Origin of the sequence: Luteimicrobium sp. DT211 (assembly GCF_049844995.1) — a bacterium.
In the GTDB taxonomy this organism is placed as follows: domain Bacteria; phylum Actinomycetota; class Actinomycetes; order Actinomycetales; family Cellulomonadaceae; genus Luteimicrobium.
This window is the reverse complement of record NZ_JBNCMC010000009.1, coordinates 31259-56171: the sequence shown is the minus strand read 5'-3', so window position 1 is coordinate 56171 and position 24913 is coordinate 31259. Positions and strand designations below refer to the sequence as shown.

At 75.1% G+C, this 24913-nt stretch carries 26 protein-coding genes; 24 read left to right on the top strand and 2 right to left on the bottom strand.

Annotation, left to right across the window (positions count from 1 at the left end; genetic code table 11):
* The first annotated feature begins 58 nt into the window (after nt 1-58).
* The 14 genes from ffh to ACLQ14_RS16680 all read left to right on the top strand — a co-directional run bounded on the left by ffh (nt 59) and on the right by ACLQ14_RS16680 (nt 12170).
* The gene (ffh, locus tag ACLQ14_RS16745) at nt 59-1687 is read left to right on the top strand and encodes a signal recognition particle protein (protein ID WP_425815089.1); all 1629 of its coding nucleotides are present in this window, start codon (nt 59-61) and stop codon (nt 1685-1687) included.
* A 124-nt stretch (nt 1688-1811) separates the two neighbouring features.
* Nucleotides 1812-2927 carry an amidohydrolase family protein gene (locus ACLQ14_RS16740; RefSeq protein WP_425815087.1) on the top strand — a complete coding sequence of 372 codons (1116 nt, stop codon included), beginning with the start codon at nt 1812-1814 and terminating at the stop codon, nt 2925-2927.
* A gap of 181 nt (nt 2928-3108) precedes the next feature.
* Nucleotides 3109-3540: a 30S ribosomal protein S16 gene (gene rpsP / locus ACLQ14_RS16735; RefSeq protein WP_425815085.1), complete on the top strand. Its 432-nt coding sequence runs from the start codon at nt 3109-3111 to the stop codon at nt 3538-3540.
* Nucleotides 3540-3779 (top strand): RNA-binding protein, encoded by a 240-nt coding sequence (locus ACLQ14_RS16730; protein WP_425815083.1) that lies wholly within the window; start codon nt 3540-3542, stop codon nt 3777-3779. Before rpsP ends, ACLQ14_RS16730 begins: the two co-directional genes overlap by 1 nt.
* A 125-nt stretch (nt 3780-3904) precedes the next feature.
* A complete protein-coding gene (gene rimM / locus ACLQ14_RS16725) occupies nt 3905-4468 on the top strand; it encodes a ribosome maturation factor RimM (RefSeq protein ID WP_425815081.1) in 564 nt (187 codons plus the stop codon).
* Nucleotide 4469: 1 nt separating this feature from the next.
* The gene (gene trmD / locus ACLQ14_RS16720) at nt 4470-5237 is read left to right on the top strand and encodes a tRNA (guanosine(37)-N1)-methyltransferase TrmD (protein WP_425815079.1); all 768 of its coding nucleotides are present in this window, start codon (nt 4470-4472) and stop codon (nt 5235-5237) included.
* A 243-nt stretch (nt 5238-5480) separates the two neighbouring features.
* Nucleotides 5481-5840 carry a 50S ribosomal protein L19 gene (gene rplS, locus ACLQ14_RS16715; RefSeq protein WP_425815077.1) on the top strand — a complete coding sequence of 120 codons (360 nt, stop codon included), beginning with the start codon at nt 5481-5483 and terminating at the stop codon, nt 5838-5840.
* A gap of 142 nt (nt 5841-5982) precedes the next feature.
* Nucleotides 5983-6825, top strand: a complete 843-nt coding sequence (gene lepB, locus ACLQ14_RS16710) for a signal peptidase I (protein WP_425815075.1) — start codon at nt 5983-5985, stop codon at nt 6823-6825.
* Complete coding sequence (locus tag ACLQ14_RS16705) at nt 6822-7676, top strand: ribonuclease HII (RefSeq protein WP_425815073.1); 855 nt, start codon at nt 6822-6824, stop codon at nt 7674-7676. Before lepB ends, ACLQ14_RS16705 begins: the two co-directional genes overlap by 4 nt.
* A gap of 7 nt (nt 7677-7683) precedes the next feature.
* A complete protein-coding gene (locus ACLQ14_RS16700; protein WP_036951525.1) occupies nt 7684-7983 on the top strand; it encodes a DUF2469 domain-containing protein in 300 nt (99 codons plus the stop codon).
* Between the two features lie 123 nt (nt 7984-8106).
* Entirely contained in the window at nt 8107-8466 is a 360-nt protein-coding gene (locus ACLQ14_RS16695; protein ID WP_425815071.1) for a YraN family protein, read from the top strand.
* Nucleotides 8463-9995 (top strand): YifB family Mg chelatase-like AAA ATPase, encoded by a 1533-nt coding sequence (locus ACLQ14_RS16690; RefSeq protein WP_425815069.1) that lies wholly within the window; start codon nt 8463-8465, stop codon nt 9993-9995. The genes ACLQ14_RS16695 and ACLQ14_RS16690 overlap by 4 nt, the downstream gene beginning before the upstream one ends.
* Nucleotides 9988-11256: a DNA-processing protein DprA gene (gene dprA, locus ACLQ14_RS16685; RefSeq protein ID WP_425815067.1), complete on the top strand. Its 1269-nt coding sequence runs from the start codon at nt 9988-9990 to the stop codon at nt 11254-11256. The genes ACLQ14_RS16690 and dprA overlap by 8 nt, the downstream gene beginning before the upstream one ends.
* Nucleotides 11253-12170: a tyrosine-type recombinase/integrase gene (locus ACLQ14_RS16680; RefSeq protein ID WP_425815065.1), complete on the top strand. Its 918-nt coding sequence runs from the start codon at nt 11253-11255 to the stop codon at nt 12168-12170. Before dprA ends, ACLQ14_RS16680 begins: the two co-directional genes overlap by 4 nt.
* Before the next feature lie 10 nt (nt 12171-12180).
* Here the strand turns inward: ACLQ14_RS16680 and ACLQ14_RS16675 are convergent, their stop codons facing one another.
* Nucleotides 12181-12768, bottom strand: coding sequence for a murein hydrolase activator EnvC family protein (locus ACLQ14_RS16675; RefSeq protein WP_425815063.1), 588 nt, complete (start codon nt 12766-12768; stop codon nt 12181-12183).
* Between the two features lie 449 nt (nt 12769-13217).
* Between ACLQ14_RS16675 and rpsB the strand changes: the two genes are divergently transcribed.
* The 10 genes from rpsB to ACLQ14_RS16625 all read left to right on the top strand — a co-directional run bounded on the left by rpsB (nt 13218) and on the right by ACLQ14_RS16625 (nt 22846).
* The gene (gene rpsB / locus ACLQ14_RS16670) at nt 13218-14234 is read left to right on the top strand and encodes a 30S ribosomal protein S2 (RefSeq protein WP_425815062.1); all 1017 of its coding nucleotides are present in this window, start codon (nt 13218-13220) and stop codon (nt 14232-14234) included.
* A gap of 119 nt (nt 14235-14353) precedes the next feature.
* On the top strand, nt 14354-15193 hold the full coding sequence (gene tsf, locus ACLQ14_RS16665; RefSeq protein WP_425815061.1) for a translation elongation factor Ts: 840 nt from the start codon (nt 14354-14356) through the stop codon (nt 15191-15193).
* Nucleotides 15194-15417: 224 nt separating this feature from the next.
* Nucleotides 15418-16161 (top strand): UMP kinase, encoded by a 744-nt coding sequence (pyrH, locus tag ACLQ14_RS16660; protein ID WP_425815158.1) that lies wholly within the window; start codon nt 15418-15420, stop codon nt 16159-16161.
* Nucleotides 16162-16252: 91 nt separating this feature from the next.
* A complete protein-coding gene (frr, locus tag ACLQ14_RS16655; RefSeq protein WP_425815059.1) occupies nt 16253-16810 on the top strand; it encodes a ribosome recycling factor in 558 nt (185 codons plus the stop codon).
* Nucleotides 16810-17811, top strand: coding sequence for a phosphatidate cytidylyltransferase (locus ACLQ14_RS16650; protein WP_425815057.1), 1002 nt, complete (start codon nt 16810-16812; stop codon nt 17809-17811). The genes frr and ACLQ14_RS16650 overlap by 1 nt, the downstream gene beginning before the upstream one ends.
* Nucleotides 17812-17851: 40 nt before the next feature.
* Nucleotides 17852-18982 (top strand): 23S rRNA (adenine(2503)-C(2))-methyltransferase RlmN, encoded by a 1131-nt coding sequence (gene rlmN, locus ACLQ14_RS16645; RefSeq protein WP_425815055.1) that lies wholly within the window; start codon nt 17852-17854, stop codon nt 18980-18982.
* Nucleotide 18983: 1 nt separating this feature from the next.
* Nucleotides 18984-19532 (top strand): DivIVA domain-containing protein, encoded by a 549-nt coding sequence (locus ACLQ14_RS16640; RefSeq protein WP_425815053.1) that lies wholly within the window; start codon nt 18984-18986, stop codon nt 19530-19532.
* A 16-nt stretch (nt 19533-19548) separates the two neighbouring features.
* Complete coding sequence (locus ACLQ14_RS16635; RefSeq protein WP_425815051.1) at nt 19549-20265, top strand: class I SAM-dependent methyltransferase; 717 nt, start codon at nt 19549-19551, stop codon at nt 20263-20265.
* 30 nt (nt 20266-20295) lie between these two features.
* Complete coding sequence (dxr, locus tag ACLQ14_RS16630; RefSeq protein WP_425815049.1) at nt 20296-21468, top strand: 1-deoxy-D-xylulose-5-phosphate reductoisomerase; 1173 nt, start codon at nt 20296-20298, stop codon at nt 21466-21468.
* Between the two features lie 100 nt (nt 21469-21568).
* A complete protein-coding gene (locus ACLQ14_RS16625; RefSeq protein WP_425815047.1) occupies nt 21569-22846 on the top strand; it encodes a M50 family metallopeptidase in 1278 nt (425 codons plus the stop codon).
* A gap of 18 nt (nt 22847-22864) precedes the next feature.
* Here the strand turns inward: ACLQ14_RS16625 and ACLQ14_RS16620 are convergent, their stop codons facing one another.
* The gene (locus tag ACLQ14_RS16620) at nt 22865-24832 is read right to left on the bottom strand and encodes a GTP-binding protein (protein WP_425815045.1); all 1968 of its coding nucleotides are present in this window, start codon (nt 24830-24832) and stop codon (nt 22865-22867) included.
* Nucleotides 24833-24913 lie beyond the last annotated feature (81 nt).

The window sequence follows — 24913 nt, the reverse complement described above, 5'->3', positions numbered from 1 at the left end:
CTCAGGATCCCGAGCCCTGCGTCTTTCGAAACCGTCCCCGAAACCTTGAGGTCCCCTGGTGTTCAACACGCTCTCCGACCGGCTCGCGCAGACCTTCAAGAACCTGCGCACCAAGGGTCGCCTGTCCGAGGCGGACATCGACGCGACCGTCCGCGAGATCCGTCGCGCCCTGCTCGACGCCGACGTCGCGGTGCCCGTCGTGCGCGAGTTCACCGGTCAGGTGCGCGAGCGCGCCCTGTCGGTCGAGGTGTCGGGCGCGCTGAACCCGGCGCAGCAGGTCGTCAAGATCGTCAACGAGGAGCTCGTCGGCGTCCTCGGCGGCCAGACCCGCACCCTGCGGTTCGCGAAGAACCCGCCGACCGTGATCATGCTCGCGGGCCTGCAGGGCGCCGGCAAGACGACGTTCGCGGGCAAGCTGGGGCGCTGGCTCAAGGAGCAGGGCCACACGCCGCTCCTCGTCGCGGCGGACCTCCAGCGCCCGAACGCGGTGACCCAGCTGAGCGTCGTCGCCGAGCGCGCGGGCGTCCCCGTCTTCGCGCCGCACCCCGGCAACACGAGCGGCGCCGACGCGGAGGACGGGCCCGTCATCGGCGACCCGGTCGCCGTCGCCCGCGACGGCGTCGAGACCGCGCGCCAGCGCCAGCACGACGTCGTGATCATCGACACCGCGGGCCGCCTCGGCGTGGACGCGCTGCTCATGCGCCAGGCGTCGGACATCCGCGACGCCACGCAGCCCGACGAGGTCCTGTTCGTCATCGACGCGATGATCGGCCAGGACGCCGTCGCGACCGCGAAGGCCTTCGAAGAGGGCGTCGACTTCACCGGCGTCGTCCTGTCCAAGCTCGACGGCGACGCGCGCGGCGGTGCCGCGCTGTCCGTCACGGGCGTCACGGGCCGGCCCATCCTGTTCGCGTCGACGGGCGAGAAGCTCACCGACCTCGAGGTCTTCCACCCCGACCGGATGGCCTCGCGCATCCTCGACATGGGCGACGTGCTGACGCTCATCGAGCAGGCCGAGAAGGCGTTCGACGCCGAGCAGGCCGCCCAGATGGCCGCCAAGGTGGAGTCGGGGCAGGACTTCACGCTCGCCGACTTCCTCGTGCAGATGCAGCAGCTCAAGAACATGGGCTCGATGAAGAAGATGCTCGGGATGCTCCCGGGCATGGGCCAGATGCGCGACGCGATCGAGAACTTCGACGAGCGCGAGGTCGACCGCATCGAGGCCATCGTCCGGTCGATGACGCCCGCGGAGCGCGAGAACCCGAAGATCATCAACGGCTCGCGCCGCGCGCGCATCGCGCGGGGCTCGGGCAGCACCACGACGGACGTCAACCAGCTCCTCGAGCGGTTCGAGAACGCGCAGAAGATGATGCGCCAGGTCGCGCGCGGCGGCGGCGTCCCCGGGATGCCGGGCATGGGCGGGATCCCCGGGCTCGGCGGCGGCAAGAAGGCGCGCGGGCGTCAGGCGCCGCAGCGCAAGGTCAAGGGCAAGTCCGGCAACCCCGCCAAGCGCGCGGCGCAGGAGCGCGCCGCCGCCGCCCGGGCCGCCGGGCAGACGGTGGCCGGCCCGAGCGCGCCCGGGTCCGCGTTCGGCGTCGGGGGAGGGGCCGCGTCGTCGGACCAGGCCGGCGCCGGGCTCGACGGCCTCGAGCTGCCCCCGGACCTGGAGAAGTACCTGGGTCGATGACGGCCCACCGAGCCGCTATCGTTTCGTCACCCGGCCGGGCGCGCTCACCGCGGCGCTGACCCGCACGCCGGCGGCGGCCGCGGCCTGAGATCGTCCGTCGTGCCGTCCGTCGTGAAGGAGCCGAATGTCCGCGCTCGAGGGCCCGTCCCTGCATCTTCGCGGCCACGTGCTGCTCGGCGACTCCCGCGAGCTCACGGAGCTCTGGGTCAAGGACGGCGTCGTGACGTTCACGCGGCCGTCCGCGCCCGGCACCCACCAGCGGACCGTCGAGGGCTGGGTGCTGCCGGGGCTGGTGGACATGCACGCGCACGTCGGGCTGGGAGCGTCCGGCGCGGTCGGGCTCGCGGAGGCCGAGGAGCAGGCGCGGGCGCACCGCCGCGCGGGCGTCCTCGCCGTGCGGGACGCCGGCTCGCCGACGGACACGTCGCCCCTGGTGCACCGGCCCCACCTGCCGCGCATCGTCCGGGCGGGTCGGCACCTCGCGCGGCCCAGGCGCTACGTCCGCGGCCTCGCCCGCGAGCTCGACGACGTCGCCGGGCTGCCGGAGGCGGCGCGCCAGGAGGCGCGCGCGGGGGACGGTTGGGTCAAGCTCGTCGCCGACTGGATCGACCGCGACCTCGGTGCGGACGCCGACCTCACGCCCCTGTGGCCGGGCGACGTGCTCGCTGCCGCGGTCGCCGCGGCGCACTCCGAGGCCGCGCGGGTCACGGCCCACACATTCTCGGCGGAGGCCGTCCCCGGCCTGCTCGCGGCGGGGGTCGACTGCCTCGAGCACGGCACCGGCGTGCCCCCGGAGCTCATGGGCGAGCTGGCGGCGCGAGGCGTCCCCGTCGTGCCGACGCTGCTCCAGGTCGGCCAGTTCGACCGGTTCGCGGCGCAGGCCGACGGCAAGTACCCGCGCTTCGCGGCGCGCATGCGGCGCATGCACGAGAACCGCTACGCGCAGGTCCGTGCGCTGTTCGACGCGGGGGTCCCGCTGCTCGTCGGGACGGACGCCGGCACGACCGTCGAGCACGGCCGCCTCGCGGACGAGTGCGCCGAGCTCGTGGCCGCCGGCATCCCGGCGTCCGAGGTGGTCGCGGCGGCCAGCTGGCGTGCGCGGCAGTTCCTGGGCCTCGGGCAGCTCGTCGAGGGCGCGGTGGCCGACCTCGTCGTGTACGACGCGGACCCGCGCGAGGACGTCAGCGTGCTGCGGTCGCCGAAGGCCGTGATCGTCGCGGGGGAGAACCCGCGCCGGTAGGCGTCGTCGTCGTGAAGGGGCCGGCTTGGAGCCGGTTGTCGTCGTCTGGCACAATGGAGCCGTACTCGGCGTGCCCGGCCCCTCTCTCCGCGCACCGCCGCGTCCCTGGTCCACCATCGTCCCTGGCCCCACCTGGGACGGAGCACGGACCTCACCCCACGAACCAGGAGAGACCACCACTGTGGCCACCAAGATCCGTCTGAAGCGCCTCGGCAAGATCCGGGCCCCGTACTACCGCGTCGTCGTCGCCGACTCGCGCACCCGCCGTGACGGCCGTGCGATCGAGGAGATCGGCAAGTACCACCCGACCGAGGAGCCGTCGTTCATCGAGATCGACAGCGAGCGCGCGCAGTACTGGCTGGGCGTCGGCGCGCAGCCGACCGAGCAGGTCCTCGTCCTCCTCAAGATCACCGGCGACTGGCAGAAGTTCAAGGGCCTGCCGGGCGCCGAGGGCACCCTGCGGGTCAAGGGCGAGAAGACCGACGCCGCTGCCGCGGTCGCGGCCGCCGCCGAGGCCGCCGAGAAGCACAAGGCCACCGTCGCCGAGAAGGCCGCCGCCAAGGCGACCGCGCCTGCCGAGGAGCAGGAGCCGGCCTCCGACGAGCAGGCCTGATGCTCGCCGACGCGCTCGAGCACCTCGTCCGGGGGATCGTCGACAACCCTGACGACGTGCGTGTCGCGTCGCGTGCGACGCGCCGCGGCGACCTCCTCGAGGTCCGGGTCCACCCGGACGACCTCGGGCGGGTCATCGGCCGCGGCGGCCGCACCGCCCGCGCGCTGCGCACCGTCGTGGGTGCGCTCGCGCGGGACGAGCAGGTGCGGGTCGACGTCGTGGACGTCGACCGCCGCTAGGCACGGCTGTCTCGTGCCCGGCGCTCCGGTGCCTCGGCACCGCAGCAAGCATGACGCGTGAGGCCCGGTCCCCCCGTGGGGCCGGGCCTCACGCGCACCACCGACCCGAACGAGAGGACGCCCCCATGGAGCTGACCGTCGCACGCATCGGACGCGCGCACGGCCTGCGCGGCGAGGTGCGGCTCGACCTGCGCACCGACGACCCCGAGACGCGGCTGCACGTGGGCGCCCGGCTCACCACGGTGCCGGCGTCGGCGGGCCCGCTCACGCTGGACGGCGTCCGGAACCAGCACGACGCGTGGTACGTGCGCTTCGCGGAGGCGTCCGACCGGACGGCCGCCGAGGGGCTGCGCGGCGTCGAGCTCGTCGTCGACGCGGAGGACTCCGACGAGGAGGACGCCTGGTACCCCCACGAGCTGGCGGGCCTGCGGGTCGAGCTCGCGGACGGCACCGTGGTCGGCGAGGTCGAGGGGCTCGACACGTCGTCGCCCGCGCACGACCTGCTCCTCGTCCGCGAGACCGGCGGCGAGCGCACGCTCGTGCCGTTCGTCCGAGCGATCGTCCCGGTCGTGGACGTCCCCGGGGGCCGCGTCGTCCTCGACCCGCCGGGAGGCCTCCTGGCGCGGGACGCCGCGCTGCTCGAGGTGGACCTTCCGGACGACGGCGCGGCCTCCGAGGGCGGGGCCTGACGTGCGCGTCGACGTCGTCTCGATCTTCCCCGACTACCTGGCGCCGCTCGAGCTGTCCCTCGTCGGCAAGGCGCGGCAGTCCGGCCTGCTGGACCTGCGCGTCCACGATCTGCGCGAGTGGGCGCACGACCGCCACCGCACCGTCGACGACACCCCGTTCGGCGGCGGAGCGGGCATGGTCATGCGCCCCGACGTGTGGGGGCGCGCGCTCGACGACGTCATCTCCGGCGAGGACGACGCGGTGCGCCTGGTCGTCCCGACACCGTCGGGCGAGGTCTTCACGCAGCGCACCGCCGAGGCGTGGGCGCAGGACGACCGGCTCGTGATCGCCTGCGGGCGCTACGAGGGCATCGACGCGCGGGTCGCGGACCACTACCGCGAGCGCGGCGTCGTCGTGAGCGAGATCTCGATCGGCGACTACGTCCTCAACGGAGGCGAGGTCGCGGCGCTCGTGGTGGTCGAGGCGGTCGGCCGCCTGCTGCCCGGCGTCGTCGGGAACCCGGAGTCGCTGGTCGAGGAGTCGCACGGCGCTGCCGGGCTCCTCGAGTACCCCGTCTACACGAAGCCGCCGGCGTGGGCGGGCCTCGAGGTGCCCGAGGTCCTGCTGTCGGGCCACCACGCGCGGATCGCCCGGTGGCGGCGGGACCGCGCGCTCGAGCGCACGGCGGCGCGCCGGCCGGACCTGCTCGCGGCACTCGACCCGGACGCCCTGGACGCGCACGACCGGGAGGTCCTGCGCGCGGTCGGCTGGGAGTCGCCGGCGTCCTGAGGACGCCGCGCTGCGTCGGCCGGGCGCCGGAGTCGGCCGTCCATTGGTGGGCAGCGGCCCCGCTGTGGCAAGATTGGCCCCTGGTGTGCGCCCGACGTCGCCGTCCCGCCCGCTCTGCCACGGGGGAGCAAGGGACGCACGGGCACACGCGCACCACACCCGCATCCCGCACCGGACCGTCCGCGGCACGCCCGCCGACGGCCACGAGATCGGACCTGACCCGTGGCAGGCCAGGAGACCGACATGCACACGCTCGACAGCGTCGACGCAGCATCGCTGCGCAGCGACGTCCCGGCATTCCGCCCGGGCGACACCCTCAAGGTCAACGTCAAGGTCGTCGAGGGCACCCGCTCCCGCGTCCAGGCGTTCCAGGGCGTCGTCATCGCCCGCCAGGGCGGCGGTGTCCGCGAGACGTTCACCGTCCGCAAGATCAGCTTCGGCGTCGGCGTGGAGCGCACGTTCCCCGTGCACTCGCCGCAGATCGACACCATCGAGGTCGTGACGCGCGGTGACGTGCGTCGCGCCAAGCTGTACTACCTGCGCAAGCTGCGCGGCAAGAAGGCCAAGATCAAGGAGAAGCGCGAGACCACGCCCTCGAAGTAGGCATCGCGCAGCACCCCGCGACGGGCGGTCGTCCTCACCGGACGGCCGCCCTTCGTGCGTTCGGGGAAGGCGCCCTTCCGGCCGACACGTCCAGTCGAGCCGCGTTTCGTGGGGCACAGGTGAAGGTGGCACAGTGGGCGGCGTGACCGAACCCACGCCGGACGTCGCGCGCGTCCCGACGCCGCCCGTCGACGCCCAGCCGACGGACGCCCAGCCCACGGCGGGCGCCGACCCCCACCCCCACGAGCCCGCGGCCGGGCACGGCTCGGACGATGGCCGGGCGACGTCGAGGCATGCCGCGGCGGCGGCCCCCGCGCCGAGGCGGTCGTCGGTCCTGCGGGAGACGGCGATCATCGTCGTCGCCGCGCTCGTCCTGTCGTGGCTCATCAAGACGTTCCTCGTGCAGGCGTTCTACATCCCGAGCGAGTCCATGGAGGACACGCTCCAGATCGGCGACCGGGTCATGGTGTCGCGGCTCGTCCCGTCGCACCTCGACCTCCACCGCGGTGACGTCATCGTCTTCAAGGACCCGGGGGAATGGCTCCCGCAGCAGGAGAAGGCGGACCACGGTCCGGTGGGCAACGCCGTCGTCGACGCGCTCACGTTCGTCGGGCTCCGGCCCAACGACGCGGTCGGGCACCTCATCAAGCGGGTGATCGGGCTGCCGGGCGACACGGTCGCGTGCGCGGGCCCGGGCAAGCCGGTGACCGTGAACGGCGTGGCGATCGACGAGCCCTACATCAAGCCGGGCTCCGAGCCCAGCCAGGACGCGTTCAACGAGAAGGTCCCCGCGGGCATGCTCTTCGTGATGGGCGACAACCGGCAGGACTCGAGCGACTCGCGCTACAACACCGGCAAGCCCGGCGGCGGCTTCGTGCCGCTGGACGACGTCGTCGGGACCGCCTTCGTCAAGGTCTGGCCGCTGTCGGACGCGGGGCTCATGCGCAACCCCGGCGACACGTTCAAGGACGTCCCCAACCCGTGACGACGACCCCCACCCGCACCTCCCGTCCGGCGGCCACCCGCCCGGCGGCCCGTCCCCGTACGGCGCACCTCAAGCGCGAGACCGCGTGGTTCGAGTCCGGGGCGCGGACCGTCGCGGGCATGGACGAGGTGGGGCGCGGGGCGCTCGCCGGTCCGGTCACGGTCGGGGTCGTGGTGGTCGACGTGACCACCCGCCGCGCGCCGCGAGGGCTCACGGACTCGAAGCTCCTCGCGCCCGCGCTGCGCGAGGAGATGGTGCCGCGGGTGCGCCGGTGGGGGCTCGCGTGGGCCGTCGGGCACGCGAGCAGCGCCGAGATCGACGACGTCGGGATCATCGGTGCGCTCCGGCTTGCGGGCCGGCGCGCGCTGGCCACGGTCGCGGACGCGGGGGTCGAGGTCGACGCGGTGCTCCTCGACGGCTCGCACGACTGGCTCTCCGACCCGCAGCGCGACCTGCTCGACGAGCTCGAGGCGCTGGACGGCGAGCCGGGCCCGGACCCCGTCCCGGCCCCGGCTCTCGGCACGCGGTACCGGACGCTCGACCCGGCGACCCTGCCGGCGCGGGTCCCGCCGCTCGGCGTGCGCACCCTGGTGAAGGCTGACGTCCAGTGCGCGTCCGTCGCGGCGGCGAGCGTCCTCGCCAAGTGCGAGCGCGACGCGCTCATGCGGGACCTCGCCGGCGAGCACCCGGCGTACGAGTGGCACCAGAACAAGGGCTACGCGACAGCCGCACACGTGCGGGCGCTCGCGGAGCACGGCCCGAGCGCCCTGCACCGCACGAGCTGGAACCTGCCCGGCGTCACGTCGTCCGGCGGCGCGGGCGGCGCGGCCGTCGTCCTTGATGGTCCATGATGGACGCGTGAGTGCCGAGGACCTCGAGAACTACGAGACAGAGATGGAGCTCGCGCTCTACCGCGAGTACCGGGACGTCGTCGGGCTGTTCTCGTACGTGGTGGAGACCGAGAGACGCTTCTACCTGGCGAACCACGTCGACCTGCAGGTGCGGTCGGCGGCGGGCGAGGTCTACTTCGAGCTGAGGCTCGCGGACGCGTGGGTGTGGGACGTCTACCGGTCGGCGCGCTTCGTGAAGTCGGTGCGCGTCGTGACGTTCAAGGACGTGAACGTCGAGGAGCTCGCGAAGGCCGAGCTCCAGCTCTAGCCTCGCCGCGGACCTGGGGGGCCACCCACAGGGACCGGCAGCGACCGGCAGCGCACAACGGCCGTACCGCCCTCCGCACGAGGACGCCGCCCCCGGGCAGGGTTGCCCGCGGAGGTGAGGCCCATGCGGGCGAAGGACGCGGTCGGGCGGTACGGCGAGAAGGTGGCGGCGCGCCACGTGGAGGGGCGCGGCTGGCGGGTCGTGGACCGCAACTGGCGGGGACCGGGCGGCGAGCTCGACCTGGTCGCGCTCGACGGCGACGTGCTCGTCGTGGTCGAGGTCAAGACGCGGCGGGGCCTCGGCTTCGGGCATCCGGCCGAGGCGGTGACGCCCGTGAAGCTCGCGCGGCTGCGCCGGCTCGCCGCGGGCTGGCTGACCGCCCACCCGGAGGTGCGGTTCCGCTCGGTGCGGATCGACGTGGTGGCCGTGCAGCTGCCCCGCGCCGGGGCCGCGCGGGTCGAGCACCTCGAGGACGTCGCGTGAGCGCGCTCGGCACCACGCGCGCCGTCGCGCTCGTCGGCCTCGAGGGCCACGTCGTCGAGGTCCAGGCGCACCTGGCCGCTTCCGTTCCCGGCTTCACGCTCGTGGGCCTGCCCGACGCCGCGCTGAGCGAGTCCCGGGACCGGGTGCGGGCGGCGGTCGCGTCGTCCGGGCTGCGGTGGCCCAACAAGAAGATCACGGTCAACCTGTCGCCGGCCGCGCTGCCGAAGGCCGGCTCGAGCTTCGACCTCGCGATCGCCGTCGCAATGCTCGCCGGGGCGCGTCTCGTCGACGCCGAGCGCCCGCAGCAGGTGGTCCACCTCGGGGAGCTCGGCCTCGACGGGCGCGTGCACCGCGTCCGCGGCGTCCTGCCCGCGGTGGCGGCCGCCGTCGCGGCCGGCTACCCGCGTGTGGTGGTCCCCGAGCACGACGCGAGCGAGGCGCGGCTGGTGCCCGGCGCGGAGGTCGTCGGGGTCCGGCACCTCGCCGAGCTGGCGGCGCTGTACGGCGCGGACCTCGAGGAGCTGCCGGACCTGCCCGGGGACCTACCGGCCCCGCCCGTCGCGACCACCGCGGCGACGGGCGACCTGGCCGACGTCCTGGGCCAGGCCGAGGCGCGTGCGGCCCTCGAGGTGGCGGCGGCAGGCGGCCACCACCTGCTCATGGTCGGGCCGCCGGGCGCCGGCAAGACCATGCTCGCCTCGCGGCTGCCCGGCATCCTGCCGGACCTCGACGAGGCGGCGGCCGTGGAGGTCACGGCCATCCACTCCGTCGCCGGCACCCTCGACGCCGCGCAGGGCCTCGTCCGCCGGCCGCCGTTCGAGGACCCGCACCACACGGCGACCCCGGCCTCCGTCGTCGGAGGCGGGTCGGGGCTGCCGCGGCCGGGCGCGGCGTCGCGCGCGCACCGCGGCGTGCTGTTCCTCGACGAGGTGCCCCACTTCGGCTCCAGGGTCCTGGAGACGCTGCGGCAGCCGCTCGAGCACGGCGAGATCGTCATCCACCGCGCCGCCGGGACGGCGCGCTACCCCGCACGGTTCCAGCTCGTGCTCGCCGCCAACCCGTGCCCGTGCGGCAAGGCCGTCGGCAAGGGGCTCGACTGCACGTGCACGCCGATCGAGCGCCGGCGATACCTCGGGCGGCTCTCGGGGCCACTGCTGGACCGGGTGGACGTCCAGGTCGAGCTTCCGCGCGTGAGTGCGGTCGAGCGGCGCGAGCGCGGGGAGGCCAGCGCGGCCGTCGCGGCCCGGGTCGCGGCGGCGCGGGCCGCGGCCGCCGAGCGGCTCGCGGGCACGCCGTGGGCCCTCAACGCCGACGTGCCGGGCACCTGGCTGCGCGAGCGGCTCGGCCCCGCCCCGAGCCTCCTCGTGGACGTCGACCGAGCCCTCGAGCGAGGGACGCTGAGCCTGCGCGGCGCCGACCGGGTGCTCCGGCTCGCGTGGACCCTGGCGGACCTCGCCGGCCGGGAGGCGCCCAGCCGGACCGACGTGGGCCGAGCCCTGACCCTGCGCACCCGAGGTCACCGTGGCTGACGCGCGCGTGGACCTCGACGACCCGCGCGCGGTCGCCGCCGCGTGGAGCCGCCTGGCGGAGCCCGCGGACGTGGGCGCAGGCCGGCTGGTCGGGGCGCTGGGGGCCGCGGCGGCGCTGGCGTGGCTGCTGGAGGCAGCGCCCGGACCCGACGTCGCGGAGCGCGCGATCCGGCGCCTGCACGCCGAACGGCCCGCGCTCCCGGAGGACCTGGCGCCGGCTCGCCTCCTGCGTGCCGTGTCCCGGTGGGCGCCCCGCACGCGCGGGCTGGACCCGCGCCGCGAGCTGCGCGCGCTCGACCTGCTCGGCGGCACGCTGCTGCTGCCCGGCGACCCGCGCTGGCCCGGTGCCCTCGCCGACCTCGGGGCCGCCGCGCCGCACTGCCTGTGGGTCCGCGGGGCCCCCGACCTCGCGGAGCCGGCCGCGCGCTCCGTCGCCCTGGTGGGGGCGCGCGCCTGCACGGAGTACGGGCGGCACGTGGCCGCCGAGCTCGGTCACGGCCTCGTCGGGCGCGGGTTCACGGTCGTGTCCGGCGGCGCGTACGGGATCGACGCCGCGGCGCACCGGGCCGCGCTCGCGGGCGACGGGCGCACCGTCGCCTTCCTCGCGGGCGGCGTCGACCGGCTCTACCCGGCCGGGAACGCCGACCTGCTGCGCGGCGTGCTCGACGCCGGCGGGGCGGTGGTCAGCGAGGTGCCGCCCGGCTCCGTACCGAGCCGGGTGCGGTTCCTGCTGCGCAACCGGCTGATCGCCGCGACCGCCCGGGCGACCGTGGTGGTCGAGGCGGCCTGGCGGTCGGGCGCGCTCTCGACCGCGACCCGGGCGACGGAGCTCCTGCGCCCGGTGGGCGCTGTCCCCGGGCCGGTCACCTCGATGGCGTCCGGCGGCTGCCACCGGCTGCTGCGCGACGGCATGGCGGTCTGCGTCACGGATGCCGACGAGGTCGCCGAGCTCGCGCTGCCGGCCGGCGCCGGCGAGGCGCCAGGTACGGGCGGCCGGGGCGCCGGCGCGGGCGCGGGGGAGACCGAGGCGCTGGACGACCTCGACGGTGTGGGGCGGCGGCTGTTCGACGCGCTGCCGCTCCGGCGGGCCGCCGACGTCGCGTCGATCGCCCGCGCCGCTGGGCTCGCCCTCGACGAGACGCGCGGCGCGCTCGGGCTGCTCGAGCTCGCCGGGTTCGCCGTGCAGGAAGCGGGGTCGTGGCGGCGGGCTCCGCGCGGCTCCTTGCCCCGGGGCGACCGCTCCGCGACCCTGGGGACGTGAGCGCATCGCACGGCGAGTTCGAGGAGGCGGTCGCGGCGTTCGTCCGGCACCTCGACCTCGAGCGCGGGGCGAGCGCCCACACGCTGCGCGCCTACGCGGGAGACGTCGGCGGCCTCGCGGACTTCGCGCGCGAGCACGGCGCCCGCGGGCCCGGGGACGTCGACCTCGCGCTCCTGCGCTCGTGGCTGGCCGACCTCGCGTCGACGGGCCATGCGCGCTCGACGCTCGCGCGACGCAGCGCCGCCGCCCGCGCGTTCTTCGCGTGGACGGCGCGGACCGGGCGCACCCCGACGGACCCGGCGTCGCGCCTCGGAGCACCCCAGGTGGACCGGCACCTGCCGCAGGTCCTGTCCGTCGCCGCCGCGCGCACGCTGGCCGACCACGCGGCGGCGCTCGCGGCCGACGGCGCGCCCTCGCGCCTGCGGGACTGGGTGACGGTCGAGCTCCTGTACGCGACCGGCCTGCGCGTGGGAGAGCTCGTGTCGCTCGACGTCGACGACGTCGAGCTCGGCACCCGCACGGTCCGAGCGCTCGGCAAGGGCCGCAAGGAGCGCGTCGTGCCGTTCGGCGTGCCAGCCGCGCGGGCGGTGGACCGGTGGCTCGGCGGGGGGCGGCCGGAGCTCGCGACGCCGACGAGCGGCCCGGCCCTGCTGCTCGGCGACCGCGGGGGGCGCTGGGACCAGCGGCGGGCGAGGGAGTCGGTGCACCGGCTCGCGGCGGACGCGGGCGTGCCGGACCTCGCCCCGCACGCGCTGCGGCACACCGCGGCGACGCACCTGCTCGAGGGCGGCTCGGACCTCCGGAGCGTGCAGGAGGTCCTCGGGCACTCGAGCCTCGCGACGACGCAGCGCTACACGCACGTCAGCGCGGAGCGGCTGCGGGCGTCGTACCGGCAGGCGTTCCCGCGCGCCTGAGCGCGGACGCTCAGCCCAGCGGCAGGAGCACGATCGGCTCGGTCGCCACGAGCGCCATCGGGTCGAGGTAGGTCTCGCCCCGGCGCACGCCCCAGTGGACGCACGAGGCGGGTAGGCAGTGCCCGCCGGGCGTCGCGTCGTCGAGCGTCGCGACCGGGTCGCCCTGCCCCACCCGGTCCCCGGCATGCAGCGTCGTGGTGACGGGCTCGAACGAGCTGCGGAGGCCGTCGTCGTGCAGGAGCGTGAGCACGCCTCGCCCGGCGACGGTACCGGCGAACGCCACGGTGCCCGCGGCGGGCGCGCGCACCTCGTCGCCGACGGCGGCCGCCAGGTCCACGCCCCGGTGCCCGGCGCCCCACCGCACCGCGGGCGGGTCGAACGCGCGCACGACGGCGCCCGGGACGGGCACGCGGAACGCGGCGTCTGTGGCGTCGGGCGGCTCGTCCGCGGCGCCGGCGGTGCCGGGGGCGGGAGCGATCAGCGCGGCCGCGAGCGCGACGACGACCGCGGCGGCCCCGCGGCGCGCCGGTGGCCGACCGACGGGGCGCCGGGGCGGCGCGAGCCGTTGCTTCCGGACGGGGTGGCGGGGGAGCCTCATGGCCTCAGCGTGCCCCGCCCGCGCGCGAGCCGGTCGGCGGCGGCCGCGCCCTGTGGACGAGCGGCCTCCGCGCGCCCCGGTGGGTGGCGTCCGGCTCCCGTCGGCCGGTCGGCCCCGGGCACGGACGGCCGCTCGTCATCCGGTAGACTTTCCGGTGCATGCGCCCAGCGCATGACATCGCGCACCACACACGCTCCCGTTGCCGGCTCTGGCCGGCGCGCGTGCTGCCCGTCGGACGTCGTCCGCCGCGCCGCCCGCACCGGAGCCGCGGCGTGGGCGACGGTCTTCCGGTCCCGTCCTCGGGCGAGCCGGAGGCGTCCCGCCGCGTGGTGCCAGGGACGACGGCCGACCGGCCGCCGTCGACAACCGGAACAGCGGCACCGCCCCGGGCGGGCCGCGCAACCCGTGCGCAGGCGAGGGACTCGCGGCGCACGACGAAAGGACGTGCCATGGCCGTCGTGACCATGCGCCAGCTCCTCGAGAGCGGTGTCCACTTCGGGCACCAGACCCGCCGTTGGAACCCGAAGATGAAGCGCCACATCCTCACGGAGCGCAACGGCATCTACATCGTCGACCTGCAGCAGTCGCTGTCCTACATCGACCGCGCGTTCGAGTTCGTCAAGGAGACGGTCGCGCACGGCGGCTCGATCCTCTTCGTCGGCACCAAGAAGCAGGCGCAGGAGCCCGTCGCCGAGCAGGCCGCGCGCGTCGGCATGCCGTACGTGAACCACCGCTGGCTGGGCGGCATGCTCACCAACTTCTCGACGGTCCACAAGCGCCTCCAGCGCCTCAAGGAGCTCGAGGAGATCGACTTCGACGACGTCGCCGGCTCGGCGCTCACCAAGAAGGAGCTCCTGGTCCTGCGTCGCGAGAAGGACAAGCTCGCCCGCACGCTCGGCGGCATCCGCGACATGGCCAAGGTCCCCTCGGCCGTGTGGATCGTCGACACCAACAAGGAGCACCTCGCGGTCGACGAGGCGCGCAAGCTCGGCATCCCCGTCGTCGCGATCCTCGACACGAACTGCGACCCGGACGACGTCGACTTCCCGATCCCGGGCAACGACGACGCGATCCGCGCCGTGACGCTCCTGACCCGCGTGGTCGCGGACGCCGTGGCCGAGGGCCTGCTGCAGCGCCACTCGGGCCGCTCGGGCGCCGAGACCGGCCCCGACGCCGACGCCGAGCCGCTCGCCGAGTGGGAGCGCGAGCTCCTCGCCGGTGCCGAGAAGCAGCTCGAGCAGGACGAGGCAGCCGCCGGCGCCGAGGTGACCGCCGCTGTCACCGAGGCCGTCGCCGAGGAGGCTGCCGAGGTCGCCGAGGAGGCTGCTGAGGCCGCCGTCGAGGCCGTCGAGGCCGCCGCCGAGGCCGAGGTCGTCGCCGAGGTCGCGGCGGAGGCTGCTGCCGAGGCCGACGTCGAGGCGATCGTCGCCGAGGAGAACGCCGAGGGCGACGCCGACGCGAAGTGACGAGCAGGGACGCGCCGCGCACCCGAACGGTGCGCGGCGCGTCCCCGCCCCGCGGGCGCGTCCCGCCACACGCATCGCCCGGCCCGCGCCGGGCACCCGAACAGCCGAAGGAATGTGACATGGCGAACTACACCGCCGCTGACATCAAGGCGCTGCGCGAGCGCACCGGTGCCGGCATGCTCGACGTCAAGAAGGCGCTCGACGAGGCCGACGGCAACGCCGACAAGGCCATCGAGATCATCCGCAAGAAGGGCCTGGCGCGCGCAGCCAAGCGCGAGGGCAACGCGACCACCGAGGGCCTCGTGGCCGTCAAGGTCGAGGACGCCGCCGCCGGCCAGGTCGCCACGCTGATCGAGCTCGACGCCGAGACGGACTTCGTCGTCAAGAACGAGAAGTTCCTCGCGCTGGCCGACGCCGTCCTCGACGCCGCGGCCGCCGCGGGCGCCACGGACGCGGAGTCCGCGCTCGCCGCCCCGGCCGGCGAGGGTACCGTTGCCGACGCGATCGCCGCCCAGGGCGCGACCCTCGGCGAGAAGATCGTGCTGAGCCGCGTGGCCCGCGTCGAGGCCCCGAAGGTCACGACGTACCTGCACCGCACCGCCAAGGACCTGCCGCCGTCGATCGGTGTGGTCGTCGCGACGGACGAGGCCGCCGAGCCGGTCGCCAAGGACGTCGCGCAGCACATCGCCGCGCTGGCGCCGCGCTACCTGTCGCGCGAGGACGTCCCCGCGGACGTCGTCGACAAGGAGCGCGAGATCGCCCGCGAGGTCTCGATCGCCGAGGGCAAGCCCGAGGCCGCGCTGCCGAAGATCGTCGAGGGCCGCCTGAACGGCTTCTTCAAGGACGCCGTGCTCGTGGACCAGCCGCTGGCCAAGGACACCAAGACGACCGTCGCCAAGCACGTCGCCGCCACCGGTGGCAACCTGCTCGGCTTCGTCCGGTTCCGCGTCGGCAGCTGAGGCGCCTGCGACGCAAGGATCCGTCTGTGCACCCCGGGGCCCGGGTCGCCGCTCTCGCAGCGGCCCGGGCCTCGGTGCGCGCGGGCGGTCGCTAGGGTGGGACGGGCGCCCGGCACGGTCGACGACCTGCGGGCCCCGACGGACAACGCACGCGCCCCAGGCGGCGCGGACGACGAGAGAAGACGGGTGAGGTCGTGACGGACGGTGTCGTGACGGACGGTGTCGTGACGGACAGCGAGGGGGCCGAGGCGGCCGCCACCAAGGCGAGGCGCGTCCTCCTCAAGCTCTCGGGCGAGGTCTTCGGCGGCGGCGAGGTCGGGCTCGCGGTGGATGTCGTGCAGGCGACCGCTGCCCAGATCGCGGCGGCCGTCGCGGAGGGCGTCCAGGTCGCCATCGTCGTCGGAGGCGGCAACTTCTTCCGGGGCGCCGAGCTGTCGCGCTCGGGCCTGGACCGGGCCCGCGCGGACTACATGGGCATGCTCGGCACCGTGATGAACTGCCTCGCGCTCCAGGACTTCCTGGAGCAGCAGGGCGTGAAGACCCGCGTGCAGACGGCGATCGCGATGGGGCAGGTCGCCGAGCCCTACATCCCGCTGCGCGCGATCCGCCACCTCGAGAAGGGCCGCGTGGTCATCTTCGGCGCCGGCGCCGGCATGCCGTACTTCTCGACGGACACGGTGGCCGTCCAGCGGGCGCTCGAGACGCACTGCGACGAGGTCCTCATGGGCAAGAACGGCGTCGACGGCGTCTACACGGCCGACCCGCGCACCGACCCGACGGCCACCAAGCTCGACCACATCACGTACACCGACGCGCTCGTCCAGGACCTCGGCGTCATGGACACGACGGCGCTCAGCATGTGCCGCGACAACGACCTGGAGATGCGCGTGTTCGGGATGAACGAGCCCGGCAACGTGACGCGGGCGCTCGTGGGCGAGAAGATCGGCACGCTGCTCACGACGACCTGAGCCCGGTCCGCACCGGACCTGCGGGCGGCCGAGCCGCAGACCACCACCGTGACAGACGGAAAACCGTGACAGACCGAACCAAGGAGCACCGGTGATCGACGACACCCTCCTCGAGGCCGAGGACAAGATGGACAAGGCGATCGAGGTCGCCAAGGAGGACTTCGCGGGGATCCGCACGGGCCGCGCGAGCGCGGGGATGTTCGCGAAGATCTCGGTCGACTACTACGGCGCGCCCACCCCGCTCCAGCAGCTCGCGTCGTTCAACAACCCCGAGGCCCGCACGATCCTCGTCTCGCCGTTCGACAAGTCGGCGACGCCCGCGATCGAGAAGGCGATCCGCGACTCGGACCTGGGCGTGAACCCGTCGACCGACGGCAACGTCATCCGCGTCGTGCTGCCGGCCCTCACGGAGGAGCGCCGCCGCGACTACGTGAAGCTCGCGAAGGCCAAGGCGGAGGACGCGCGGGTCTCGATCCGCAACGTCCGGCGCCGCTCCAAGGAGGAGCTCGACCGCATCGTCCGCGACGGCGAGGCCGGCGAGGACGAGGTTTCCCGCGCGGAGAAGGAGCTTGAGTCGCTCACCAAGAAGCACGTCGATGCGATCGACGCGCTCCTGGCGGGCAAGGAGAACGAGCTGCTCGAGGTCTGATGGCGGCCACGAAGCGCAGGAAGTCCGGCCGGCCGACGCCGTCGTACCGACGGTCGGCGGCGGGTGCCCCGGCCCCCGGCGACGCGGTCGCCGGTGACGTCGTCGCCGGCGACCCCGCCGACCGCGCCCGCGCGGAACCGTCCACGGACCCCGCGCCCGAGGGCGCGGCGCCCGCGTCCGCGCAGCCCGCTCCGAAGGCGGGCCGGAACCTGCCCGCGGCGATCGCCGTCGGCGTCCTCCTGCTGGCGCTCGTCGCGGCGTCCCTCGTGTTCCGCCCGGAGTTCTTCGTGGCGTTCGCGGTGCTCGCCGTCGGCGGCGCCGTCTGGGAGCTCGCGCAGGCGTTCAAGCGCAAGAACATCCGCCTGCCGCTGCTCCCGCTGCTCGTGGGCACGGCGGGGATCCTGGTCTCCGCGTACTACTCGGGCTCCGAGGCCCTCATGGTCTCGTTCCTGCTCACCGTGGGCGGCGTCGTGGTCTGGTGCGCGCTGGAGGAGTCCGGCGCGGCCGGGGTCCGCGACGCCGCGGCGGGGGTGTTCGCGACGGCGTGGCTCCCGTTCATGGCCGGGTTCGTCATGCTCCTCTTGGCCGAGCCGGACGGCGAGCTCCGGGTCGCGCTGTTCGTCCTGCTGGCCGTCGCGAGCGACACCGGCGGCTACGTCGCGGGCGTCCTGTTCGGCAGGCACCCGCTCGCGCCGACGGTGAGCCCGAAGAAGAGCATCGAGGGCCTCATGGGCTCGTTCGTGCTGGCGATCGCCGTCGGCCTGGTGGGCGCGCACGTGCTCGACGCCGACCCGTGGGTGGGCGTCGCGCTCGGCCTGCTCGCGCCGCTGACGGCCACGCTCGGGGACCTCGCCGAGTCGCTCCTCAAGCGCGACCTAGACTTGAAGGACATGGGACGCCTGCTGCCGGGCCACGGCGGCATCCTCGACCGGCTCGACTCCCTGCTCATCACGGCCCCCTTCGTGTACGTGCTCCTCGCGGCCGCCGTGCCGGGGAGCTGACCCTCGCCTGCCGACCACCCTCCGACCTCTGGACCCCGACATGCCGACCGTCACCCCGCCCGCGGGCCGCACCCCGCTGCAGCTCGCCGCCCCCCGCAGGGGCAAGCCGCCGCGCCACTTCGCGGACCTCACCTCCGAGGAGCGCGCGCAGGCGGTCGTCGACCTGGGTGAGAAGCCGTTCCGGGCCAAGCAGCTCGCGACGCACTACTTCACGCACCTCACGTCGGACCCGCAGGCGATGACCGACCTGCCGGCCGCGACGCGCGACGTGCTCGCCCAGACGCTCTTCCCGCCGCTGCTGGAGAAGGCGCGCGTGCTCGAGGCGGACGGCGGCACGACCGTCAAGACGCTCTGGCACCTGTTCGACGGTGCCAAGGTCGAGTCGGTCCTGATGCGGTACACGAGCCGCACCACGCTGTGCGTGTCGAGCCAGGCCGGCTGCGGCATGGCGTGCCCGTTCTGCGCGACCGGCCAGCTCGGGCTGACCCGCAACCTGTCGACGGCGGAGATCGTCGAGCAGGTCCGCTCGGCCGCGCGGTCGCTCGCCGACGGCGAGGTGCCCGGCGGCCCGACACGCCTCAACAACCTCGTGTTCATGGGCATGGGCGAGCCGCTCGCCAACTACAAGGCCGTCCTGGGGACGGTGCGCACGCTCGTCGCCAAGGAGCCCGAGGGCCTCGGGATGTCGGCGCGCAACGTGACCGTCTCGACGGTCGGGCTGGTGCCCGCGATGCGCAAGCTGGCCGACGAGGGCATCCCCGTGACCCTCGCCCTGTCGCTGCACGCGCCCGACGACGAGCTGCGTTCGGAGCTCGTGCCGATCAACACCCGCTGGTCGGTCGACGAGGCGCTCGACGCCGCGCGCCACTACTTCGAGGTGACCGGGCGCCGCGTCAGCATCGAGTACGCGCTGATCCGCGACATGAACGACCACGCCTGGCGCGCCGACCTGCTGGGCGACAAGCTCAACGCGCGGGGCCGCGGCTGGGTGCACGTCAACCCCATCCCGCTGAACCCGACGCCCGGCTCCATCTGGACCGCGAGCGACCCCGCGGTCGAGGCGGAGTTCGTGGCACGATTGCGCGAGCACGGGATCCCGACCACGATCCGGGACACCCGTGGCAGTGACATCGACGGCGCGTGCGGTCAGCTCGCCGCGGAAGAGGAGTGACGTGTCCAGGTTCAGCACCGTGGGGAAGCTCACCACCGGCTACGACCCCGACGAGGTGGACGACTTCTTCGACTACGCCCGAGCGGTCTACGAGGGTCGCGAGGCCGGCCCGTTCACGAGCGCCGACATCCAGGCGGTGTCGTTCGAGCTCGTCCGCGGCGGCTACGACACCCACGAGGTCGACGCGGCGCTCGATCGACTCGAGTCCGCGTTCTCGGTGCGGGACCGCGGGGCGTTCGTCGCGCAGAACGGCGCGCAGGCCTGGATGGACCGCATCGCCGAGGAGGCCCGGACGCTGTACCCGCGGCTGAACCGGCCGTCCTGCGAGAAGTTCGCCCCCGCGGGCCGCGGCGAGGCGGGCTACGACATGGACGACGTCGACGCTCTGCTGGACAGGCTCGTCGACTACTTCGACCGCCAGGTGCCGATCAGCGCGTCGGAGATCCGCGGCGCGACGTTCCGCCGCCGCCGAGGCGCCGACGCGTACGGGGAGGGCCCGGTCGACGCGTACCTGTCGCGGGCCGTCGAGGTGCTGCTCGGCGTCGAGTGACGGCGCCGCCGCACCCGTGAACCACCGCACGACGACGCGGCCGTGGGTCCGCGCGTTCGCGCGCGGGCTGGCGGGACTCAACGCCCGCCACCCGTGGAGCCACAACGACCACTTCCACGGCTGGGTGCTGCGCCGCCTGCCCGTGCGTCGTCGGTCCGCGCTCGACGTGGGCTGCGGGCTCGGGGGACTGGTCGGCCTCCTCGCGGACCGGTTCGACCGGGTGGACGACGTGGACGCGGATGCCGCCGCGGTGCGGTGGGCGGCCGAACGCTTCTCGGACGACGGTCGGGTCACGGTCCGCGAGCAGGCGTTCGGCGACGTGCGCCCGCCCGAGGGGTCGGACGGCTACGACCTCGTCACGATGGTCGCGGTGCTCCACCACCTCGACCTCGTCCCGGCTCTCGAGCACGCGCGCGGGCTGGTGGCACCCGGCGGGCGGTTCCTCGTCGTCGGGCTGGCGCGGGTGAGCACGCGGCGCGACGTCGCGGTCGACCTCCTCTCCGCGTTCGCCAACCCCGTCGTCGGTCTCGTCAAGCACCCTCGTGCCGTCCGGCCGGCGCGCTCCGGAGCGGCGGAGGACGGCTCGCCCGCGGCGCCGGACGTCCTGCTGCGCGACGCGACGGACACGGTCGACGCGATCGCCCGCGCGGCGGAGAGCGCGCTCCCGGGCGCCCGCGTGCGCCGTCGGCTGTTCTTCCGGTACACGCTGGAGTGGACCGCGCCGCGGGTCTGACGGCGGCTCCGGGCCTGCGAGGATGTCCGTATGGCTGCCAGCACAGTGAGCCCCCGCACCGTGACCCTGCTCGGCTCGACCGGGTCGATCGGCACCCAGGCCGTCGACGTGATCAGCCGCAACCCCGACCGCTTCGTCGTGGAGGCGCTCAGCGCCGGCGGGGCGGACCCGCGGCTCGTGGTCGAGCAGGCGCGCGCGCTGGGTGTGCGCGCCGTGGCCGTCGCGGACCCGGGCGCGGCGCGCGTGGTCCGGGAGGCGCTGGGCTCGGTCGAGGTGCTCGACGGCCCTGCCGCGGCCGCCGAGGTCGCGGGCCGGGGGAGCGACGTCGTCCTCAACGGCATCACGGGGGCCGTGGGCCTGCGGCCCACGCTCGCCGCGCTGGGCGCGGGCTCCACGCTCGCGCTCGCGAACAAGGAGTCCCTCGTGATCGGGGGCCGGCTCGTCACGGGCGCCGTGCAGCGCCCGGACCAGGTCGTCCCCGTCGACTCCGAGCACTCGGCGATCGCGCAGTCCCTGCGGTCGGGCGCGTCGTCCGAGGTCCGTCGGCTGGTGCTCACCGCGAGCGGCGGCCCGTTCCTGCGGCGGTCGCGCGACCAGATGAAGCAGGCGACGCCGGCCGAGGCGCTCAAGCACCCCAACTTCGCCATGGGGCGCGTCGTCACGACGAACTCCGCGACCCTCGTGAACAAGGGCCTCGAGGTGATCGAGGCGCACCTGCTCTTCGACGTGCCCTTCGACCGCATCGACGTCGTCGTGCACCCGCAGCAGCTCATCCACTCCATGGTCGAGTTCCACGACGGCTCGACCATCGCCCAGGCCGGACCCCCGCGCATGCTGGTGCCGATCGCGCTGGGTCTGTCGTGGCCGGAGCGGCTCCCCGACGTCGACGTCCCGATCGACTGGACGCAGGCCGCGACCTGGGAGTTCACGCCGCTCGACGAGGACCGGTTCCCGGCGGTCGCGCTCGCCCGCCGGGTCGGGACCGAGGGCGGGGTGGCGCCGGCCGTCTACAACGCGGCGAACGAGGTGTGCGTGGACGCGTTCCACGACGGGGCGATCGGGTTCCTCGACATCGTCGACACGATCGCGCGGGTCGTCGACGCGCACGTCGACGCCGACCTCGACGCGTCGAGCGTCGAGGGTGTGCTGCACGCCGACGCGTGGGCGCGCGACGAGGCGCGGGCCGTGCTCGCGCGCCGCTGACCGCGTCAGGCCCAGCCCCTCTTCAGCCCGCGCCCAGCCGTACGGGGCATGCTGGGCCTGCTGTCTCCCGCTTCCCGAGGCCCCTGGAGGATCGAAACGCATGGCCGTCCTGATCGCGGTGCTCGTCGTGGTGGTGGGCGTGCTGGTGTCCATCGCCCTGCACGAGGTCGGCCACATGGTCCCGGCCAAGCTGTTCGGCGTGCGCGTGAGCCAGTACATGGTGGGGTTCGGCCCGACCCTGTGGTCGCGCGCCAAGGGCGAGACGGAGTACGGCCTCAAGGCGATCCCCGCGGGCGGGTACGTGCGGCTCGTCGGGATGTACGCGCCGGCGCCCGCCGGCCACCGGCCCCGCCGGGGCTGGTTCGGGGAGATGACCTCGGCGGCCCGCGAGGCGTCGGCGGAGGAGATCCTCCCCGGCCAGGAGTCGCGGGCGTTCTACCGGCTGTCGGCGCCCAAGAAGGTCGTCGTCATGCTCGGCGGGCCCGTCATGAACCTCCTCATCGCCTTCGTCCTCACGCTGATCGCCCTGAGTGCCATCGGCGTCCAGACCCCGACGACGACCGTCGGCGCCGTCCCGGCATGCGTGCAGGCGTCGTCGGGCGGCTCCTGCCAGGCCGGGGACCCGGCGTCGCCCGCGTCGAAGGCCGGGCTGCGGGCCGGCGACACGGTCGTCGCGTACGGCGACACCGCCGTCGAGAGCTGGGACGACCTCTCCACGGCGATCCGGGAGGGCGGGACCGACCCGACGACGCTCGTCGTGCAGCGCGGCGGCCAGGAGGTGACGCTCGACGTCACGCCCGCCGAGCACACGGTACAGACCACCGCCTCGGACGGGTCGGCGACCACGACGACCGTGCCGTACCTCGGCATCGAGCCGACCGCGGAGCGCGTGCACCAGTCCCCGGGCACGGCCGTGAGCCAGACCTGGGACATGACCACGCAGACCGTGAAGCTCGTCGCGCAGCTGCCCGTCAAGGTCGTCGACGTCGCGCGGGCGACGTTCGGGGACGAGCCCCGCAGCGCCGACTCCGTGATGAGCGTGGTCGGGGTCGGGCGGGTCGCGGCCGACGTCGCCGGCGCCGACCAGGCGTCCGTGGTCGCGCGCGTCCAGGCGATGCTCATGCTGCTCGCGAGCCTCAACGTCGCCCTGTTCGTCTTCAACCTCATCCCGCTCGTGCCGCTCGACGGCGGCCACGTGGTGGGCGCGCTCTACGAGGGCGCGAAGCGGACGGTCGCGCGGGTGCGACGCCTGCCGATCCCGGGCCCCGCCGACACCGCCCGGATGATGCCCGTCGCCTACGCGATGTTCGGGCTCCTCACGGTCATGGGCGTGCTGCTGATCTACGCGGACATCGTGGACCCGGTCCGCCTGACCTGACCTCCCGCGCGGCGCACCTCACCACAGCCGCCGCAGCTGCGCCGCCCGGGCGAGCAGGTCCGGCTCCTGGCGAGCGCGTCGGGGCGGCGTACCCCGCACCGGCTCGAACCCGGCGGGCTCGGTGACGAGGACGCCTTCCCCGCGCGTGAGGGCGGGGAGCGTGCGCTCGAGGGCGGACACGGCTGCTGCCCGGACCCGGCCGGTCACCACGACGGCGTCGTCGTGGCCCGAGCCCTCCGGCAGGCGTCCCGCGAGGGTCCCGCCCCCGGCGGCGAGGGCGGCGACGACGGCGGGCACGGCGTCGGCGGGGGTCTCCAGCTCGAACCGCGCCACGGGCTCGCACACCCGCGTCCCCGCCTCACGCAGCGCGTCGGCGAGCACGACGGTCGCGAGGTCCCGGAACGCGCCGGCGGTCGCGCCAGTGCCGTAGCGCCCGTGGGTCAGCGTCACGCGGACGTCCGTGACGGGCCAGCCGTCAGGGCCCTGCCGGAGCAGCGCGCGGACGGTCTCCTCCACGGCCACGTGGAAGCCACGCAGCAGGAGACCGCGCTCGGCACCGACGACGTAGGCGACGCCCGACCCGGGTGCGGCCGGCTCGACCCTCAGGCCGACCGTGACGAGCCCGAACGGGTGCGTGCCCATCACCTGCTGCGCGGCACCCGCGCGCCGCGGGCGCTCGACGTGGAGCGCGCGCGAGTCCGAGAACGCGACGGGGATCCCGTGCTCGCCGTCGAGGGTCGCCGCGAGGACCTCCTTCTGGACCTCTCCGTACAGGCTGACCGCGAGCTCGCCGGTGGCGTCGTCGAGCCGCACGCCGACGAGGGGGTCGCGGGCGGCGAGGTCCTGCAGCGCGTCACGCAGGGCGAGCCGCTGCGCCGGGCGCACGGGGGTGACCGTCGCCGAGAGCGTCGGCAGCGCGAACAGGTCGCGTCGGCCGACGAGGGCCCCGTCGCCGAGGCCGTCGCCGACGCGGACCCCGTCCAGGCCCGTGACGCGTGCGATGCCGCCCGGACGGAGCACGCCCTCGCGGGTGCGGGTGCCGTCCACGAAGATCCGCACCGCGGTCGCGAGCGCGGGGCGCCCCGCGGAGTCGCCGGCGGACACGAGCCGGACGCGGTCTCGGGCCCGCAGCGTGCCCGAGCGGAGCCGGACCACCGCGACGCGCTCCCCGCCCGGGCCCCGGTCGACGGCGAAGACCGTCCCGCGCGCCGGTCCTGCGGCCGCGTCGCCGTCCGGGTCGGTCGTGGCGAACCACCGGCCGACCGCGCCGACCAGGGCGGGGACGCCGGCGCCGGTCGCGGCGGAGCCGAGCAGGAGCGGGTGGAGCGTGCCCGCGCGGACGCCGTCGGCCAGCACGTCGTCGGGGGCCTCGACGAGCGGTCCGCGGCCCGCGAGGTACGCGTCGACGAGCGGAGCCGACGAGGGCTCGTCGAGCAGCGCGGTCGCGAGGTCCTCCGACACGCCCGCCGGGTCGCGGGGCGCGACACGTGCCTCGTGCGTGCCCGCCGCGGTCACGGTGGAGACCGGGACGACGCGCGGTGTCAGGCGTGCACGGATCTCGTCGGCGAGCGCCTCGGTGCGGGCTCCGGCCCGGTCCACCTTGTTGGCGAACAGGACGGTGGGGACGCCGAGGCGGCGCAAGGTGCGCAGCAGCACCCGCGTGCGCGCCTGGACGCCCTCGACCGCGGACAGCAGCAGCACGGCGCCGTCGAGCACCGTCACGGCGCGGGCGACCTCCGCGACGAAGTCCGCGTGACCGGGCGTGTCGACGAGGTTCACGGTCAGGTCGTCCAGGCGCAGGGCCGCGACGGCCGAGCGGATGGTGATGCCGCGGCGGCGCTCGAGCTCGAGCGTGTCGGTCTGGGTGTCGCCGGAGTCGACGCTCCCGGCGTGGTCGATCGCGCCCGCGTGCAGCAGCAGGCGCTCAGTCAGGGTGGTCTTGCCGGCGTCGACGTGCGCGAGCACGCCTATCGTGACGGTCCTCATGCGGACGTGGGCTCCTCGGGCAGGCGACAGGGACAGGGGTGCCGGTCGTCGTCTGCCGCATCGGGGCCTCCGTGGTCGAGG

What these genes read in the sequence shown, in the direction of transcription:
- ACLQ14_RS16740 (WP_425815087.1), top strand. Translation starts at nt 1,812, where the DNA reads ATGTCCGCGCTCGAGGGCCCGTCCCTGCATCTTCGCGGCCACGTGCTG.
- ACLQ14_RS16730 (WP_425815083.1), top strand. Translation starts at nt 3,540, where the DNA reads ATGCTCGCCGACGCGCTCGAGCACCTCGTCCGGGGGATCGTCGACAAC.
- rimM (WP_425815081.1), top strand. Translation starts at nt 3,905, where the DNA reads ATGGAGCTGACCGTCGCACGCATCGGACGCGCGCACGGCCTGCGCGGC.
- rplS (WP_425815077.1), top strand. Translation starts at nt 5,481, where the DNA reads ATGCACACGCTCGACAGCGTCGACGCAGCATCGCTGCGCAGCGACGTC.
- ACLQ14_RS16695 (WP_425815071.1), top strand. Translation starts at nt 8,107, where the DNA reads ATGCGGGCGAAGGACGCGGTCGGGCGGTACGGCGAGAAGGTGGCGGCG.
- ACLQ14_RS16675 (WP_425815063.1), bottom strand. Translation starts at nt 12,768, where the DNA reads ATGAGGCTCCCCCGCCACCCCGTCCGGAAGCAACGGCTCGCGCCGCCC.
- rpsB (WP_425815062.1), top strand. Translation starts at nt 13,218, where the DNA reads ATGGCCGTCGTGACCATGCGCCAGCTCCTCGAGAGCGGTGTCCACTTC.
- tsf (WP_425815061.1), top strand. Translation starts at nt 14,354, where the DNA reads ATGGCGAACTACACCGCCGCTGACATCAAGGCGCTGCGCGAGCGCACC.
- ACLQ14_RS16650 (WP_425815057.1), top strand. Translation starts at nt 16,810, where the DNA reads ATGGCGGCCACGAAGCGCAGGAAGTCCGGCCGGCCGACGCCGTCGTAC.
- rlmN (WP_425815055.1), top strand. Translation starts at nt 17,852, where the DNA reads ATGCCGACCGTCACCCCGCCCGCGGGCCGCACCCCGCTGCAGCTCGCC.
- dxr (WP_425815049.1), top strand. Translation starts at nt 20,296, where the DNA reads ATGGCTGCCAGCACAGTGAGCCCCCGCACCGTGACCCTGCTCGGCTCG.
- ACLQ14_RS16625 (WP_425815047.1), top strand. Translation starts at nt 21,569, where the DNA reads ATGGCCGTCCTGATCGCGGTGCTCGTCGTGGTGGTGGGCGTGCTGGTG.
- ACLQ14_RS16620 (WP_425815045.1), bottom strand. Translation starts at nt 24,832, where the DNA reads ATGAGGACCGTCACGATAGGCGTGCTCGCGCACGTCGACGCCGGCAAG.